At 62.7% G+C, this 14,543-nt stretch carries 20 protein-coding genes and 1 other RNA gene; 15 read left to right on the top strand and 6 right to left on the bottom strand.

Annotated features, from left to right (window positions below; genetic code table 11):
- Nucleotides 1-6 precede the first annotated feature (6 nt).
- On the bottom strand, nt 7-990 hold the full coding sequence (locus Q1A89_RS15575; RefSeq protein ID WP_299730192.1) for an adenylate/guanylate cyclase domain-containing protein: 984 nt from the start codon (nt 988-990) through the stop codon (nt 7-9).
- On the bottom strand, nt 987-1,679 hold the full coding sequence (locus Q1A89_RS15570; RefSeq protein ID WP_299730189.1) for a metal-dependent hydrolase: 693 nt from the start codon (nt 1,677-1,679) through the stop codon (nt 987-989). The genes Q1A89_RS15575 and Q1A89_RS15570 overlap by 4 nt, the downstream gene beginning before the upstream one ends.
- Before the next feature lie 195 nt (nt 1,680-1,874).
- Here Q1A89_RS15570 and Q1A89_RS23515 point away from each other — a divergent pair, with 195 nt between their 5' ends.
- The 7 genes from Q1A89_RS23515 (at nt 1,875) to rnpB (ending at nt 6,465) form a co-directional block, all read left to right on the top strand.
- On the top strand, nt 1,875-2,183 hold the full coding sequence (locus Q1A89_RS23515) for a ceramidase domain-containing protein (protein ID WP_366524500.1): 309 nt from the start codon (nt 1,875-1,877) through the stop codon (nt 2,181-2,183).
- Nucleotides 2,138-2,575 (top strand): hypothetical protein, encoded by a 438-nt coding sequence (locus Q1A89_RS23510; protein WP_366524499.1) that lies wholly within the window; start codon nt 2,138-2,140, stop codon nt 2,573-2,575. The genes Q1A89_RS23515 and Q1A89_RS23510 overlap by 46 nt, the downstream gene beginning before the upstream one ends.
- A 33-nt stretch (nt 2,576-2,608) precedes the next feature.
- Nucleotides 2,609-2,896 (top strand): Asp-tRNA(Asn)/Glu-tRNA(Gln) amidotransferase subunit GatC, encoded by a 288-nt coding sequence (gene gatC, locus Q1A89_RS15560; protein ID WP_299730187.1) that lies wholly within the window; start codon nt 2,609-2,611, stop codon nt 2,894-2,896.
- A gap of 79 nt (nt 2,897-2,975) precedes the next feature.
- On the top strand, nt 2,976-4,460 hold the full coding sequence (gatA, locus tag Q1A89_RS15555) for an Asp-tRNA(Asn)/Glu-tRNA(Gln) amidotransferase subunit GatA (RefSeq protein ID WP_299730185.1): 1,485 nt from the start codon (nt 2,976-2,978) through the stop codon (nt 4,458-4,460).
- A gap of 37 nt (nt 4,461-4,497) precedes the next feature.
- Nucleotides 4,498-5,280, top strand: a complete 783-nt coding sequence (locus Q1A89_RS15550) for a hypothetical protein (protein WP_299730181.1) — start codon at nt 4,498-4,500, stop codon at nt 5,278-5,280.
- Complete coding sequence (locus Q1A89_RS15545) at nt 5,231-5,953, top strand: N-acetylmuramoyl-L-alanine amidase (RefSeq protein WP_299730178.1); 723 nt, start codon at nt 5,231-5,233, stop codon at nt 5,951-5,953. The genes Q1A89_RS15550 and Q1A89_RS15545 overlap by 50 nt, the downstream gene beginning before the upstream one ends.
- Nucleotides 5,954-6,069: 116 nt before the next feature.
- An RNA gene (gene rnpB, locus Q1A89_RS15540) (RNase P RNA component class A) lies at nt 6,070-6,465 on the top strand.
- A gap of 2 nt (nt 6,466-6,467) precedes the next feature.
- Here the strand turns inward: rnpB and Q1A89_RS15535 are convergent.
- Entirely contained in the window at nt 6,468-6,827 is a 360-nt protein-coding gene (locus Q1A89_RS15535) for a hypothetical protein (RefSeq protein ID WP_299730175.1), read from the bottom strand.
- A gap of 199 nt (nt 6,828-7,026) precedes the next feature.
- On the opposite strand from Q1A89_RS15535, the gene rpmG reads away from it, so the two are divergent.
- The 3 genes from rpmG to Q1A89_RS15520 all read left to right on the top strand — a co-directional run bounded on the left by rpmG (nt 7,027) and on the right by Q1A89_RS15520 (nt 8,256).
- Nucleotides 7,027-7,194, top strand: coding sequence for a 50S ribosomal protein L33 (gene rpmG / locus Q1A89_RS15530; RefSeq protein ID WP_058315632.1), 168 nt, complete (start codon nt 7,027-7,029; stop codon nt 7,192-7,194).
- 73 nt (nt 7,195-7,267) lie between these two features.
- Complete coding sequence (locus tag Q1A89_RS15525) at nt 7,268-7,786, top strand: AAA family ATPase (protein ID WP_299730172.1); 519 nt, start codon at nt 7,268-7,270, stop codon at nt 7,784-7,786.
- Nucleotides 7,780-8,256, top strand: coding sequence for a GNAT family N-acetyltransferase (locus tag Q1A89_RS15520; protein ID WP_299730169.1), 477 nt, complete (start codon nt 7,780-7,782; stop codon nt 8,254-8,256). Before Q1A89_RS15525 ends, Q1A89_RS15520 begins: the two co-directional genes overlap by 7 nt.
- Nucleotides 8,257-8,357: 101 nt before the next feature.
- Here Q1A89_RS15520 and Q1A89_RS15515 read toward each other — a convergent pair whose 3' ends face one another.
- From Q1A89_RS15515 to Q1A89_RS15505, 3 genes are all read right to left on the bottom strand, one after another.
- The gene (locus tag Q1A89_RS15515; protein ID WP_299730166.1) at nt 8,358-8,819 is read right to left on the bottom strand and encodes a cupin domain-containing protein; all 462 of its coding nucleotides are present in this window, start codon (nt 8,817-8,819) and stop codon (nt 8,358-8,360) included.
- A gap of 71 nt (nt 8,820-8,890) precedes the next feature.
- Nucleotides 8,891-9,670: a Bax inhibitor-1/YccA family protein gene (locus Q1A89_RS15510; protein ID WP_299730163.1), complete on the bottom strand. Its 780-nt coding sequence runs from the start codon at nt 9,668-9,670 to the stop codon at nt 8,891-8,893.
- 194 nt (nt 9,671-9,864) lie between these two features.
- Entirely contained in the window at nt 9,865-10,083 is a 219-nt protein-coding gene (locus Q1A89_RS15505; protein ID WP_299730159.1) for a DUF1127 domain-containing protein, read from the bottom strand.
- Between the two features lie 124 nt (nt 10,084-10,207).
- Here Q1A89_RS15505 and Q1A89_RS15500 point away from each other — a divergent pair, with 124 nt between their 5' ends.
- From Q1A89_RS15500 to Q1A89_RS15480, 5 genes are all read left to right on the top strand, one after another.
- Nucleotides 10,208-11,092 carry a LysR family transcriptional regulator gene (locus Q1A89_RS15500; protein WP_299730157.1) on the top strand — a complete coding sequence of 295 codons (885 nt, stop codon included), beginning with the start codon at nt 10,208-10,210 and terminating at the stop codon, nt 11,090-11,092.
- A gap of 446 nt (nt 11,093-11,538) precedes the next feature.
- Nucleotides 11,539-11,913 (top strand): helix-turn-helix transcriptional regulator, encoded by a 375-nt coding sequence (locus Q1A89_RS15495; protein ID WP_299730155.1) that lies wholly within the window; start codon nt 11,539-11,541, stop codon nt 11,911-11,913.
- 68 nt (nt 11,914-11,981) lie between these two features.
- The gene (hisN, locus tag Q1A89_RS15490; protein WP_299730152.1) at nt 11,982-12,776 is read left to right on the top strand and encodes a histidinol-phosphatase; all 795 of its coding nucleotides are present in this window, start codon (nt 11,982-11,984) and stop codon (nt 12,774-12,776) included.
- Complete coding sequence (locus tag Q1A89_RS15485; RefSeq protein WP_299730149.1) at nt 12,773-14,113, top strand: 8-oxoguanine deaminase; 1,341 nt, start codon at nt 12,773-12,775, stop codon at nt 14,111-14,113. Before hisN ends, Q1A89_RS15485 begins: the two co-directional genes overlap by 4 nt.
- Complete coding sequence (locus Q1A89_RS15480) at nt 14,113-14,529, top strand: CAP domain-containing protein (protein WP_299730147.1); 417 nt, start codon at nt 14,113-14,115, stop codon at nt 14,527-14,529. The genes Q1A89_RS15485 and Q1A89_RS15480 overlap by 1 nt, the downstream gene beginning before the upstream one ends.
- The last annotated feature ends 14 nt before the right edge of the window (nt 14,530-14,543 follow it).

Below are 14,543 nucleotides of genomic sequence, written 5' to 3'. Positions count from 1 at the left end.
GCCCGCTCATGTCTGCCAGTCCAGTCGGAAGAGGATGTGTTCGCCGTCGAGACCTTTCAGGGGCACGGACACGGCGTCGGCAAAGCTGAAGTCGGCGCTGCTGCCGATCATGGCGCGGGTTGCGTCCGAGACACGGATTTCGTCCGGCGCTGCGGCGGCGGCGACGCGGGCGGCCTTGTTCACGACCGAGCCGAGGAAGTCGCCCTGTGCCTCGACCACATCACCGGTATGGATGCCGACGCGCAGGCGCAGGCGGGGTTCGGCAGTGCTGTCTGCCGTGGCCTGCATGATCGCGCGGGCCGCCGTCATTGCAGTCGCAGCCGAGCCAAACGTCGACAAGGTCCCGTCGCCCAGCGATTTGACCAGCGTACCGCCACCCGCCGTGACCTGGGCCGTGATCGCGGCCACATGGTCCGTGACAATCCGGCTCCACCTCGCATCGCCCGTTGCGGCCGCCAATGCGGTGCTGTCCACGATGTCGGTGAACATGACCGAGGCGATGCCGGTATGGCCCAGCGTGATCTCGTTGCTTTGCGCAGCGGCGGCAAGCGCTTCGAGGTTGGGGGACTGGTAGCCCATCGATTCCATGTTGGGCTTGGGGTTGGAGTTGTGAACATGCACCACCCGCCACACCGCGTCTTCCAGCGACAGGACCATTGTGGTGCGGAAGCGTACTCGCATGCCAGCCTCGGGCGAGTGGACGGTGGTGTGGACATAGGCCCAGGCGACCGACCCGGATTCGAACCCTTTGGCCTGCATGTCCTCAAGCTCCAGCACCACCTGATGGTTGGTGAAGGCACCGAACATGCGCCTTGTCTCGGCCCCTTCAAAGAATTCGCCGTCATCCGAGCCGATGTAGCTTACCGCGCCCGAACATGAGAACAGCTTGACCACCGCGTCCGCGTTGCGCCCGGCATATGTGATCAACCAGCGCCGCGCGATGGCAGCGATTTCGGGCGAGGGGGTGAAGGGATCGCCTGCCGTGCTCACAGGGCAATCGCCTGCATCATTTGTGGTTCGATCACATCGACCCCGGGCAGGCCTGCGACCAGCGCCGCAGCGCTTTGTTCCAGCAGCGGGAAGGTGCGGTAGTGGCAGGGGATCACGGTGGAGAAGTTGAAATAGCGCTTGGCCGCATAGGCCGCGCCCGCCATATCCATGGTGAAATAACCCCCCGCCGACAGAATGCCGATATCCGGTTTGAAATAGTCCCCGATCCAGTCCATGTCGGCCATGATGTCGGTGTCGCCCGAGATGTAGACCGTCTTGCCCTCACCGCGCAGGATGAACCCGCATTCGGCCCCCATGTAGACTCCGCGCCCGTCCACTTCGATCGACGAGGAATGCGAGGCGGGCACCAGCGTGGCGCTGACATCTCCGAGGCTGATGGTGCCGCCCTTGCCATAGGCGTGCCCTTCGACCGCGCCCAGCCCATGCAGGTGCTTGCCCAGCTCATAGACCGCAGAGACCGGCGCGCCGGTTGTCTTGCTGATCGCGACAACGTCTGCAGTGTGATCGAAATGGCCGTGGGTGATCAGAATGTGGGTCGCACCCTCGACCGCTGCGTCGTGCTGGTCTTCGGACAGCATCGGGTTGCCGGTCAACCAGGGGTCAATCAGCAGCACCTGATCGCCGATTTCGATGCGAAAGCTGCCATGGCCGAGCCAGATGATATTCATGTCGAAGTCCCCCGCTTTTGATCTCACCTTAACGCGGGTTTGAGATTTCGGGAGTCCCCCTTTTCGGTGGCAAGGCCACCTGTCAGGCAGTGGGCGGAGGTTTTTTTAAAACATAGACGGAACGGGGGTTTGATTGGACGGATGCGCGGATCACCTGCGGTCTGGACGGTTTTCGGATGAACATAGCGAGGTGCCGTGGACGGGTTGTGGCGCCAGATTGATGGCTATTGCGAGCGACTGGGCCCGCACTATTGGGCTGAACCGATCAACGCGGTCACCAATGCGGCCTTTGTGCTGGCAGCACTCATCATGTGGCGGCGCAGCGCGGGCTTGCCGCTGGGCCGCGCACTTGCGGCGGTGCTGGGCGTCATCGGGGTGGGCAGTTACCTGTTTCACACCCATGCGCAGGTTTGGGCGGCTATTGTCGATGTGCTGCCGATCCGGCGGCTATTGTCGATGTGCTGCCGATCCTCGGCTACATCCTGCTTTATATCTTTGCGGTGAACCGGGATGTCTGGGGCATGCCATTGTGGATGGCCGGGTTGGGCACCGCGCTGTTTGTTCCCTACGCCGCGCTGACCGTACCGATCTGGCAGGGGCTGCCGGTGTTAGGGGTGTCGGCGGGCTATGTCCCCGTGCCCGTGCTGATCGCGATCTATGCGGTGCTCTTGTGGCCACGCTATCCGGAATTTGCGAAGGGTCTCATGATCGGGGTCGCCATCCTGATGCTGTCGCTGACGCTGCGCTCGGTTGACGAGACCCTTTGCGCCCGCCTGCCATCGGGCACACATTTTGCCTGGCATCTGCTCAATGCACTGATGCTGGGCTGGATGATCGAGGTCTACGTCCGCCATATCGCCGCGCATCCTCTTGAAGGCCTGTCGCGCGCGCGCTAAAGCCTGCGCAACTGGTATTTCGAAGGGTTGCACATGTCCATCGACGAAAGCACTGCCAAGCGCGTGGCGAAACTGGCCCGCATTCAGGTCGCGCCCGAGCGCCTGCCTGCACTGGCGGCGGAGTTCAACACGATCCTCGGCTTTATCGAACAGTTGAGTGAAGTGGACGTGGACGGCGTCGAGCCGATGACATCCGTCACGCCACAGCGTCTGAAACGGCGCGTGGACGAGGTCACCGATGGCAGCCAGCAAGAGGCGGTGCTGACCAACGCACCAGACGCGCGCGAGGGGTTCTTTGCGGTGCCGAAGGTGGTTGAGTGAGCGGCGTCTTGGAAACGCTCCGGGGGAGCGTTTCAGCCGTGAACAGGCGGAGCCCGAAGTTGAATGCAGGGAAGAACCCATGAGCGAATTGAATAAATTGACTTTGGCCGAGGCGCGCGATGCGCTGCGCAAGGGCGATGTGACAAGTGTCGAACTGACAGATGCCTGCCTGAGCGAAATCGATGCTGCGGGCGCACTGAACGCCTTTGTCCACCACACGCCCGAGATCGCCCGCGATCAGGCCGCCGCCGCCGATGCGCGCATCAAGGCCGGTGACGCGCCCGCCATGTGTGGCCTGCCCATCGGGATCAAGGATCTGTTCTGCACCAAGGGCGTGCCGTCCCAGGCCGGATCGCGCATCCTCGAAGGATTTTTGCCGCAATACGAAAGCACGATCACCCAGAACCTGTTCGATGCAGGGGCGGTGATGCTGGGCAAGCTGAACATGGACGAATTCGCCATGGGCTCGTCCAACGAAACCTCTGTCTACGGCAACGCGGTCAACCCATGGAGGCGTGGCAATGACGACACGGCACTGACACCCGGTGGGTCGTCGGGCGGGTCGGCCTCGGCTGTGGCGGCTGACCTCTGCCTGGCCGCGACCGGCACAGACACGGGCGGCTCGATCCGCCAGCCTGCTGCCTTTGTTGGCATCACGGGGATCAAGCCGACCTATGGGCGCTGCTCGCGCTGGGGCGTGGTGGCCTTTGCTTCGTCGTTGGATCAGGCCGGGCCGATGACCAAATCGGTGCGCGATGGCGCAATCATGCTTGAGGCCATGTGCAGCCACGATCCCAAGGATTCCACGTCCGCCGACCTGCCCGTGCCGAATTTCGAGGCGATGCTGACTGGCGACATCAAGGGCAAAAAGATCGGGATTCCAAAGGAATACCGCATGGACGGCATGCCCGACGAGATCGAGACGCTGTGGGCCGAAGGCACCGCCATGCTGCGCGATGCAGGTGCCGAGATCGTCGATATCTCGCTGCCGCACACAAAATACGCGCTGCCTGCTTATTACGTGATTGCTCCGGCTGAAGCCTCAAGCAACCTCGCGCGCTATGACGGAGTGCGCTATGGCCACCGCGCCAAGCTTGATCAGGGCGACGGCATCACAGAAATGTATGAAAAGACCCGTGCCGAAGGGTTCGGGGCCGAGGTGCAGCGCCGCGTGATGATCGGCACCTACGTGCTGTCTGCAGGGTTCTATGACGCCTACTACAACCGCGCCCGCAAGGTCCGTACGCTGATCAAAAGGGACTTTGAGGATGTGTTTGCGCAAGGGGTCGATGCGATCCTGACGCCTGCGACACCCTCTGCGGCCTTTGGTCTGGGCGAGGCCTCGGATGACCCGGTCGAGATGTATCTCAACGACGTCTTTACGGTGACGGTCAACATGGCGGGCCTGCCCGGCATCGCCGTACCTGCCGGTCAGGACGCGCAAGGTCTGCCCTTGGGTCTTCAGCTGATCGGGCGGCCCTGGGAAGAGGGCGATTTGCTGAACACCGCTTATGCGCTGGAGGCACGGGCCGGGTTTGTGGCCAAGCCTTCGAAATGGTGGTAGAAACCGCCAAACAGCACCCAAAAAGGGTTGAGCAGATATGACGATCCGACACGTTCTTTTCCTGATGGCAGGCGCCGCACTGGCCGCCTGTCAGCCTGCCATTCCAGACAGCGGGGCCGGGGCAGTGAACCCCGGACGCGGAGTGGGCTTTGACAACCCAAGCACACTGGCAGCGCGTGATGCGCGCGCCGCACAACTGGCCAACGGGACCGTTCCGGCGGCCCCGGCCGTCGGAACGTCGACCTTGCCCCTGCCCGGCACACCGCAACCTGCCTCATCGGCGCGGGCTGTCACGGATCCGCAGGGGCTGGATGCAGAACTGGCACAGATCGCGTTGGCCAACGATGCTGCCGCCGCGCGGGCCAATTCAGGGCAGACCGTGGTCAACGCCAGCCCCGCCAACGCAGCACCACCGGTGCTGAACAATCCCGGCATTTCGGACGAAAACAATTTTGACGCGGTCGCCTCGCGCCAATCCATCGAAAGCGATGCGGCACGGATCGCCGCCAACCGGCAGCAATATGAGGTGATCCAGCCCACCGCCCTGCCATCGCGCAGCGGCAACGCTCAGCCCAATGTCGTGCAATATGCGCTGCAGACCAGCCATCCGCGCGGCACGCAGGTGCACCGCCGTGTCAGCATTGCCTCTGCGGCCCGCACGCAGCGCAATTGCGCGCAGTACAACTCTTCGGATGAGGCGCAGATCGATTTTCTGGCCTTTGGCGGGCCCGAACGCGACCGCAAGGGTCTGGACCCGGATGGGGACGGCTATGCCTGCGGTTGGGATCCGGCCCCGTTCCGGCGCGCCTCTGGCGGCTGAACCGGCGGTGGAGATCCACCAGCACCCGTCCCCGAATTGCGGCCCCCGACGGGATGGGCTTATCCCGCGCTTTGTCGTGCTGCACTACACCGCCATGCAGAGCGCCGACGCGGCCATCGCGCGCCTGTGTGACCCGGCCCATGAGGTGTCGGCCCATTACGTGATCTGCAAGACAGGCCGTGTGAGCCAACTGGTGGGTGAAGGCCTGCGCGCCTGGCATGCCGGGGTGGGCGAATGGCAGGGGTTTTCGGATATCAATTCTCGCTCCATCGGGATCGAGCTCGACAATGACGGACAGGGGCCGTTTGCAGAGCCGTTGATGCAAAGCCTTGAAGCGCTGCTGGGCCGCATCCTCGTAGGCTGGGACATGCCCGCACAGAACGTGATTGGGCACTCGGATATGGCACCGGGGCGCAAGTTTGATCCGGGTCCGTGGTTTGACTGGGCGCGGCTTGAAGCACAGGGGTTTGCGGGCAAGCGAGATGTCGAAGCCGGACAGGACGATCCGACCATGGACAATTTTTCGCGTATTGCGCGGCGGGCGGGTTACACGGCCGAGGCCGATCCTGACACGCTTCTTGCCACCGTGCGCCTGCGCCATCGCCCCTTCAAGACCGGCCCGCTTGAGCCCGAAGACTTCGCGCCTTTCAAGCGATCAACGCTCCGAACGTGAAAGCACCAAGTGTTTCTTCTGACCAAAAATACCACCGCCGGAGGCTCCCGCAGGCGCAACCCGCACCACGGCCCCCATTGACGCGCCCCCATCGCCACACGTAAGGCGATCCTTGCGCGGAGGGGCGGATGGCCGCTTACGGGCATTGGCTGATGCCAATACCCTGAGAGGAAAGTCCGGACTCCCAGAAGATACGGTGCCGGGTAACACCCGGGCGGGGCAACCCGACGGACAGCGCCACAGAAAACAAACCACCGGCCCACGGGTCGGCCAGGGTGAAACGGTGGGGTAAGAGCCCACCGGGGGGCTGGCAACAGCCCCCGCATGGCAAGCCCCACCGGGAGCAATGCCAAATAGGGACCGCGTGGGCCGCAAGGCCCGGGGCCGCTTCTGCCCCAGCAGGTCCGGGTTGGCAGCTAGAGGGGTGTTGGCAACAGCACCTCGAGAGGAATGGTCATCTCGGGGCGGGCAACCGTCCTAGACAGAATCCGGCTTACAGCCCCTCCGCGCATTTTTATCTCAAGGTATATTCAAACCCGCCGCCCTTGCCGAATTCGCGTTTGACACGGAATGTCCTGCCGTCGGTTTCCCATGTCTGGCAGTCGGTGTTCTTGGAATGGGTGGTCAGGGTGCGGCACCAGTACCGCTCGCGCCAGGCCCACCCACCTTTCAGGCGCTTGCCGCCAAAATTGCCAGCCAACTGACCGTTGGCGCGGAACGTCATATGGTCCTCACCGTGCAACAGCCGCTTGCCCACGACCTGCGTGCGAAAGGCGTCCTCGGTCAGGATGGGTTTGAATCCGTCCGCTAGGGCCGGAGTGCCTGAGGCAAGCGCGACCGCCAATGCGGTTGCTTTGAAAATGCATGTCTTCATCTATGAAATCTCGCTGAACAATACCTTCGGCCATCAGTGAATCCTGTTCGGGCGTTCAAACTCAAGAGATTTGTGGCAATTTTCGCCACCTGCCGCTCCCAATCTGCAAAAAGCGCGTTGACTCCGAAAGCAGAGCGGATAGAAGCCGGGTCTGACAGTTTTGTACGCCGACCAAGCGCGTGCCCCGAGGAGATATCACATGGCCAAGCCAACCACGATCAAGATCCGCCTGAACTCGACCGCAGGCACGGGCCACTTCTATGTGACCAAAAAGAACGCGCGCACCATGACCGAAAAGATGGTCGTCAAGAAATATGACCCCGTGGTGCGCAAACACGTGGAATACAAGGAAGGCAAGATCAAGTAAGATCGCCTCTCTATTTGTTTCAAAGGGCCGCGCCGCAAGGACGCGGCCTTTTTCGTTTTGAAGGAACAGACGCATGCAACGGGTGATGATCGTCGGCGGATCCGGATCGGGCAAAAGCACGCTGGCCCGCGCCCTTGGCGCGCGCACCGGCCTGCCTGTGCATCACATGGACCACATCCACTGGCAGCCCGGCTGGCAGGCCCGCCCGCGCGATTTGCGCCGCGACATGGCGCTGGAGGTCGAGAACGGCGCGGCCTGGGTCTTTGAGGGCGGGTTTTCGACCACCTATGCTCACCGGCTGTCGCGCGCGGACACACTGATCTGGCTGGACCTGCCCGTGAGCTTGCGCCTGTGGCGGGTCACCAAGCGGTTGCTGCGCCATTGGGGACAAAACCGGCCCGACATGGCACCCGGCTGCGTCGAAGGCATCCACGGCGAAACCTGGGCCTTTTACCGCTGGATCTGGGATACACGACACAGCGGGCGCGCGCGGATTGTCGAGCTGCTGGACACGGCCCCGCCCGAGCTGCGCGTGCATCATTTGACATCCACGTCCGCCGTGCGCCGTTTTCTGGAGGCAAGCCCATGCTGATCCGCCCGACGACCAAGGCTGATTTGGCGGCCGTGGACGCGTTGCTGGCGCGCACCTATCCCAAGCTGCTCAAGGCGGATTACCCGCCATCGGTGCTGATCACGGCCTTGCCGATCATTTCGCGGGCGCGCCCCGAGTTGTTGGTGTGCGGGACCTATTACGTGGCCGAGCAAGAGGGTCGCATCCTTGGTGCGGGCGGTTGGACGCGGGATCGCAAACGCGCTGATCTGGGTCACATCCGCCATGTGGTGACGGATAACCGCGCCCTGCGGCGCGGGGTGGGGCGTTCGTTGATGCAGCGCTGCTTTGACGAGGCTCGCAGTGCCGGGGTGGTCGAGATGGAGTGCTGGGCCACGCGCACGGCGGTGCCGTTTTACAAGGCGGTCGGATTTGTTCAGGTCGGGTTGATCGATGTGCCGCTCGCGGAAGGGATCGTGTTTCCCTCGGTTCGGATGATGCGCGAATTGTGATCGGCTGGTCTGATCCAAAGGCGCGCGCATCCGCGCGCACGACATTTTTGATTTGGGACAGCGGCACGCGCAGCACGCAGGATCACGGTCTTCGAATGCGCCTATTCCGGCTTTGTCGCCGGTTGTCCGTCGAGCGTTTCATAGATCCGTGTGTCCGTGGTGCGATCATAGATCAGCACGCGGTGGAGCTTGGGGTAGGTCACCCGATCCGCAGGGGCGCGGGTGCCGATCACCATGTAGCGCGCTGGTGCGTTGCTGCGGTTGTGCATGCTGTGGCCCACCGGGTCGCCCGCGCGCCAGCAGGCGGCGTCGCCGGGATGCAGCTCGGTTTCGACGTCACCTTCGATTAGGGTGATGCTGCCGGACAGGATCAGCACCATTTCATCTTCGGTCTCATGCCAATGGGTGTGCGAGCTGCGCGAACCGGGGGGCAATTCCTCGACAAAGGCGCCAAACTGGCTGAGCCCCGCGCTGTCGCTGATCAACTCGGCGCGGTAGGGGCCAAGACTGTCGCCCTCACCGGCAGCCTCGATACGCGCAGTTCCGGCTTTGATCACGGTCATGGGGACCTCCTGTCACGAAAAAGGGCCGGTCGCGATGACCGGCCCCGGATAATTGCACATCAGGTGATGCGTTATTCCTGTTGGCCCATGAACATCAGCAGGAACTGGAACATGTTCAGGAACGAAATGTAGAGGCTCAGCGCGCCGTCAGAGGCGGCCTTATCCAGCCATTCCTGATCACCGTGTGCGGCGTGCGCCACATAGGTGTTCTTGATGTCCTGCGTGTAATAGGCGGTGAGGCCGGCAAAGATCAGGATGCCGATCATCGAAATCGCATACATCATAGCAGGGGACTGCAGGAACAGGTTGATGACCATGGCAACGATCAGGCCGATCACACCCATCATCAGGAACGTGCCCATGCCGCTCAGGTTCTTCTTGGTGGTGTAGCCCCAAAGGCTGAGGCCCGCGAAGGCGATCGCGGTGACCAGGAAGGTCTGCGTGATCGAGAAGGCGGTGAACACCAAAAAGATAGAGCTCATCGAAACGCCCATGACGGCGGCGAAGATGAAGAAACCCAGTTGCACAGCCGCAGCCGAGCCACGGCGCATCAGCGATCCCCAGCCAAACAGGATGAAGGCAAGCGGGGCGAACATCACAACCCAGCGCAGCGGCGTGGTGTAAAGCACCTCACCCAGACCGGTCAGGTATTGCCCTTCGCGCAGCGCGACGGTTGCATTTGTCGGATCGGATGTGACCGCGAGACCTGCGATGGCCCACGCCGCCGCAGCCGTGATCAGCATGCCTACGGACATTGTGCCGTAGACTTTGTTCATGTGGGCGCGAAGCCCTGCGTCGATCTGGGCGGCCTGTGTGCCGGCCGCGGACCGGATCGTATTCAACTCAGCCATAGTGACCTCCAATTGATACCAGTTGCCGGCGCATTTGCACCGGAGCGCGGATTTCCGCCCGCATTGGCTCAAATATCGGGGTGTTGGCGTAGTGTTTCAAGGCTTTTTCGACGGGAAAAGCGGGGCAGGCGGCGACATTCCGACTGTTTTTGTCATAAATCGGGTCAATCTGCCGCAGCCTGCCTGTTTGTGTATCATTTTCGCCATGTTGCAGGCACGTCCCAAATGGGTTTGCTGGCTTCGGTCTGGGCGCGTTTGGCGCTGATCCCGATGTCATCCAGCGCGCGGCTGTCCAGTTGCGCCAGGGCGCGACGCGACCGCCAGACCGACAGCATGGTCAGTAGGGAAAAACGTGGAGCGGCAGAGCGGGCGTCGATGCGGGCGTGCCGGGTGGAAAAATCTGTCAGTGCCATTTTGGTTTCTCCTTGGTAAAGATGATGGTTGGTCGGGTTTGTATCAATTCTGTTGATGTATATGGCGGACTGTGGCACATATTGAAAACGAATGTTTGTGAGCGGATACATCAAAGATGCTGATATGAGAAATCTGGACGTCACCACATTGCGCTCTTTCGTGGCGGTCGCGGAAAGCGGCGGGGTCACGCGGGCGGCAGGGTTCCTGCATTTGACGCAGTCTGCCGTATCGATGCAGCTCAAACGCCTTGAGGAATTGCTGGGCCTTGCGCTGTTTGACCGCTCCGGACGTACCATCGCGCTGACGGCCTCGGGCGAGCAGTTGCTGGTCTATGCCCGCCGCATGGTGGCGCTGAATGACGAGGTGATCACGCGCCTGACCGATCAGGCCTATGAGGGCGAGATCAGGCTGGGCGTGCCCCATGACATCGTCTATCCGGCGATCCCGCAGGTTCTAAAACAGTTCCACGCAGCCTTTCCACGGGTCAAGGTGCAGCTGGACAGTTCGTTCACGCTGCGCCTCAAGTCCGAATTCGCCAAAGGGGCGTTCGACATCATCCTGACGACCGAAACCGGGCTGGACTCAGGCGGAGAAGAGCTGGCCGTGCGGCCCTTGTGCTGGGTTGGCGCCCCGAGCGGGTCGGCGTGGCGGCAGCGCCCGCTCAAGCTGGCCTTTGGGCGGCAATGTACCTTCCGCCCGCGTGTCGTTGAGCATCTGGACGAGGCCGGTATCCCCTGGGACGTCGTGGTCGAGACCGAAAGCGACCGCACAATCGAGGCCACGGTCAGCGCCGATCTGGCGGTACATACGATGATCGAGGGCACCGAGCCGCCGCATCTGGACCGGATTGATCATGGCGGCGCGCTGCCCAATCTGCCCGCCCATCGGATCAATCTATATGGTGCGTCACGTGGCGGCGGAGAGGTGCAGGAAGCCCTGGTGTCGATGCTGCGCCGCGCCTTCAAGGCACCCGAAGCTGTGCACTTGCGCAGCGTCTCAAATGTCTGAGGCAGGTGATTCGCATGAATGTGCGGCGTATTAACGCTTCTATGAGCGGTATTTCGCCCGTCTGCCGCTGCATCGCGGCGTGGGTATCAATGGTGGAGCACTTAACCGCAAACCGCCGCGCGTTCGCCTTTGGGTTGTGTGCAGCAAAGCGCAACCTAAGGCATTGATAGCGCCCGCACAAACATGTGATCACAGCGACGCCAGAATCCCGATGTGGCGGCAACTTGCTGAAAACGTTAACAACATATCCCAAAAGGTTAACGACCGTTAACACTCCCTCCCGCTGGGTAATGCGCGCATGACGGGTGGAAAGCGTTGAATTATAAATGCGTGCGGGGTACTGTCTTACACAACCTGAAAGCTTCTGCACGATATTGCATCTTCGGGGAAGCGGCCGCTGTGACTAGAGCAGCATGAAAATAGAAAAAAGCAGGGTGGAACTTCGAATGGCACACAGCGTGGACGTCCATGTCGGCAAGCGTATTCGCCAAAGACGCTGGCTGATCGGCATGACCCAGCAAACGCTGGCGGATCTGGTGGGCATCAAGTTCCAGCAAATTCAGAAGTATGAAACCGGCTCCAACCGCGTCAGCGCCTCCCGCCTCTGGGATATCGGCGAAGCGATGGGCGTGCCGGTCGCCTTCTTTTTCGAAGGCATCAAGGATGAAAACGGTCATCCCGCTGCCGGGCAGGCCGATGCCGCACCCGACATGCTGAGCGACAAGGAAGCGATGGACCTTGTGCGCACCTACTACGCAATCCCGGAAAACCAGCGTCGCCGCCTGTTTGAACTGGCACGGGTCCTCAGCGACGTCGCCTGACCCCAATTGCATGGCCTTCGGCCCATCTGGGCCTTGCGTCCGGGCGGTCTGTCTGGCACCCGAAGGTCATGGCTTACGACCTTCATGATCTGACAGAGGTGGCACATGCGCTGGCCGATGCGGCCCGTGCAGCGATCCTGCCCTATTTCCGCGCAACCGATCTTCAGACCGACAACAAGCTGGCGGGGGGCTATGACCCCGTCACCGCTGCTGACCGCGCCGCCGAAGAGGCGATGCGCGCTGTGTTGGCACAGCGACGTCCGGATGACGCGGTCCTGGGTGAAGAGTTCGGCGACACGCCCGGCACCTCGGGCCTGACCTGGGTGCTTGACCCGATCGACGGCACCCGCGGCTTTGTTTCCGGGACGCCCACCTGGGGTGTGCTGATCGCCGTTGGCCCTGAAAGCGGCCCAATCCTTGGCCTGATCGACCAGCCCTATATCGGGGAGCGGTTCATTGGTGCGGCAGGCCGCGCCGAATTGATTGGACCGCACGGGCGTGGTCCCATCACCACACGCCCGCCCCGTGATCTGTCTGAGGCGACCCTGTTCACCACCTTTCCGGAAGTGGGCACACCCGCCGACCGCGCCGGGTTCGAGGCTGTGGCGCGCCAGGTACAACTGGTCCGCTACGGCATGGATTGCTACGCCTATGCGCTGGTCGCCGCGGGGCAGGCCGATCTGGTGATCGAGGCGGGGCTCAATGCCTACGACATTCAGGCCCCCATCGCGCTGATCGAGGCCGCAGGGGGCGTTGTCACCAATTGGGAAGGTGGCCCGGCCCATGCAGGCGGACGCGCCCTCGCAGCGGCCAATCCCGAAATCCACCGCGCCGCCCTCGACATTTTGCAGGCGGCCAGATGAGCGAAGTTCTGATCCGGGGCGCAGACCACCTCGTCACGATGGATGATGCGCGCCGGGTTTTGAACGGGGCCGATATCCTGATCCGCGACGGGGCCATTGTGTCCGTGGGCACTGGGCTGTCGACGCTTGGTGAAACGGTCAACGCCACGGGATGCGTCGTCACGCCGGGGCTCGTGAACACCCATCACCACCTCTATCAGACGCTGACCCGCGCGGTGCCCGCCGCGCAGGACGCGCTGCTGTTTGGCTGGCTGACCACACTTTATCCGATCTGGGCCCGGTTTGGGCCTGAACATATGTTTGTCTCGGCGCAGGTGGGGCTGGCGGAACTGGCGCTGTCGGGCTGCACGCTCAGTTCCGACCATCTTTATCTGTTTCCAAACGGCGCGCGGCTTGATGACACGATCGATGCAGCACGCGAGGTTGGTTTGCGCTTTCATCCCACACGCGGCGCGATGAGCATCGGGGTGAGCGACGGTGGTCTGCCGCCGGACGCGCTGGTTGAAGGGGAGGGGGCGATCCTTGAGGATTCCCTGCGCGTGATCGACGCCTTTCACGACCCCGCGCCGGGGTCGATGTGCCGGGTGGGCGTGGCGCCCTGTTCGCCCTTTTCTGTCAGCCGCGATCTGATGCGCGAGGCGGCCCTGTTGGCGCGCGACAAGGGTGTGATGATGCACACCCATCTGGCCGAAAACGAAGAAGATATCGCCTATTCCCTGTCCAGTTTCGGCTGCCGGCCCGGGCAATATGCCCAAGATCTCGGCTGGGTCGGTCCGGATGTGTGGCACGCCCATTGCGTCAAGCTGGATGTGTCGGAGATTGATCTCTTTGCCCAGACCCGCACGGGCGTGGCGCATTGCCCCTGTTCGAATTGCCGCCTTGGCTCGGGCATCGCCCCGGTGCGCGCGATGCGTGATGCGGGCGTGCCGGTGGGTCTGGGGGTTGATGGTTCGGCCAGCAATGATGCGGGCAATCTGGTGGCGGAGGCGCGTCAGGCGATGCTCTTGCAGCGGGTGATGCGCGGGGCGGACGCGATGTCGCCGATGGAGGCACTCGAGATCGCAACGCGCGGCGGGGCGGACGTGCTGGGTCGCCCGGATTGCGGGCGCATTGACGTCGGCGCACGCGGTGACATCGCGATCTGGGATGTCTCCGGCGTGGCCTCGGCGGGCAGTTGGGACCCGGCGGCCTTGCTGCTGGCGGGGCCGACGACGGTGCGCGATCTGTTTGTCGAAGGGCGACAGATCGTGCGGGACGGGCATATGGTGACCTTCGATCTTGGCAAGGCGGTGGCGCGGCAGAACACGTTAGCGCGGCACCTGAGCGAGGAGGCATGATGCGATATCTGATTTTTGCATGGGTTTTGATGGCTGCCGCTGTGCAGGCGGACCCCGCCATTCTGGCAGCGGTCAATGCCGAACGGGCAAGCCAGGGACGGGCGGCGCTTGTCTATGACACGCGCCTTGAGGCGGCGGCGCGCGCGCACGGGCAGGACATGGCCGCGCGCGGGTTTTTCAGCCACACTGGCTCGGACGGCTCTGACATTGGCGACCGGCTGCGCCGCGCAGGCTATGCGTTCTGTTTCGGGGCGGAAAACATTGCCGCCGGACAACGGAACTTGTCCGACGTGATGGCGTCATGGATGGGCTCGCGCGGGCATCGCAAGAACATCCTGCACCGCAAGGCGCGCGCGGTTGGTGTGGCGCGGGCAAAAGGGAACCGCTGGGTGATGGTGTTGGCCGCACCCTGCTAGGGAGTATTTTTTGA

It is taken from the genome of uncultured Tateyamaria sp. (assembly GCF_947503045.1).
GTDB lineage: Bacteria > Pseudomonadota > Alphaproteobacteria > Rhodobacterales > Rhodobacteraceae > Tateyamaria.
Note: the sequence above shows the minus strand (reverse complement) of the source record. Positions and strands in the feature narration are given on the sequence as shown.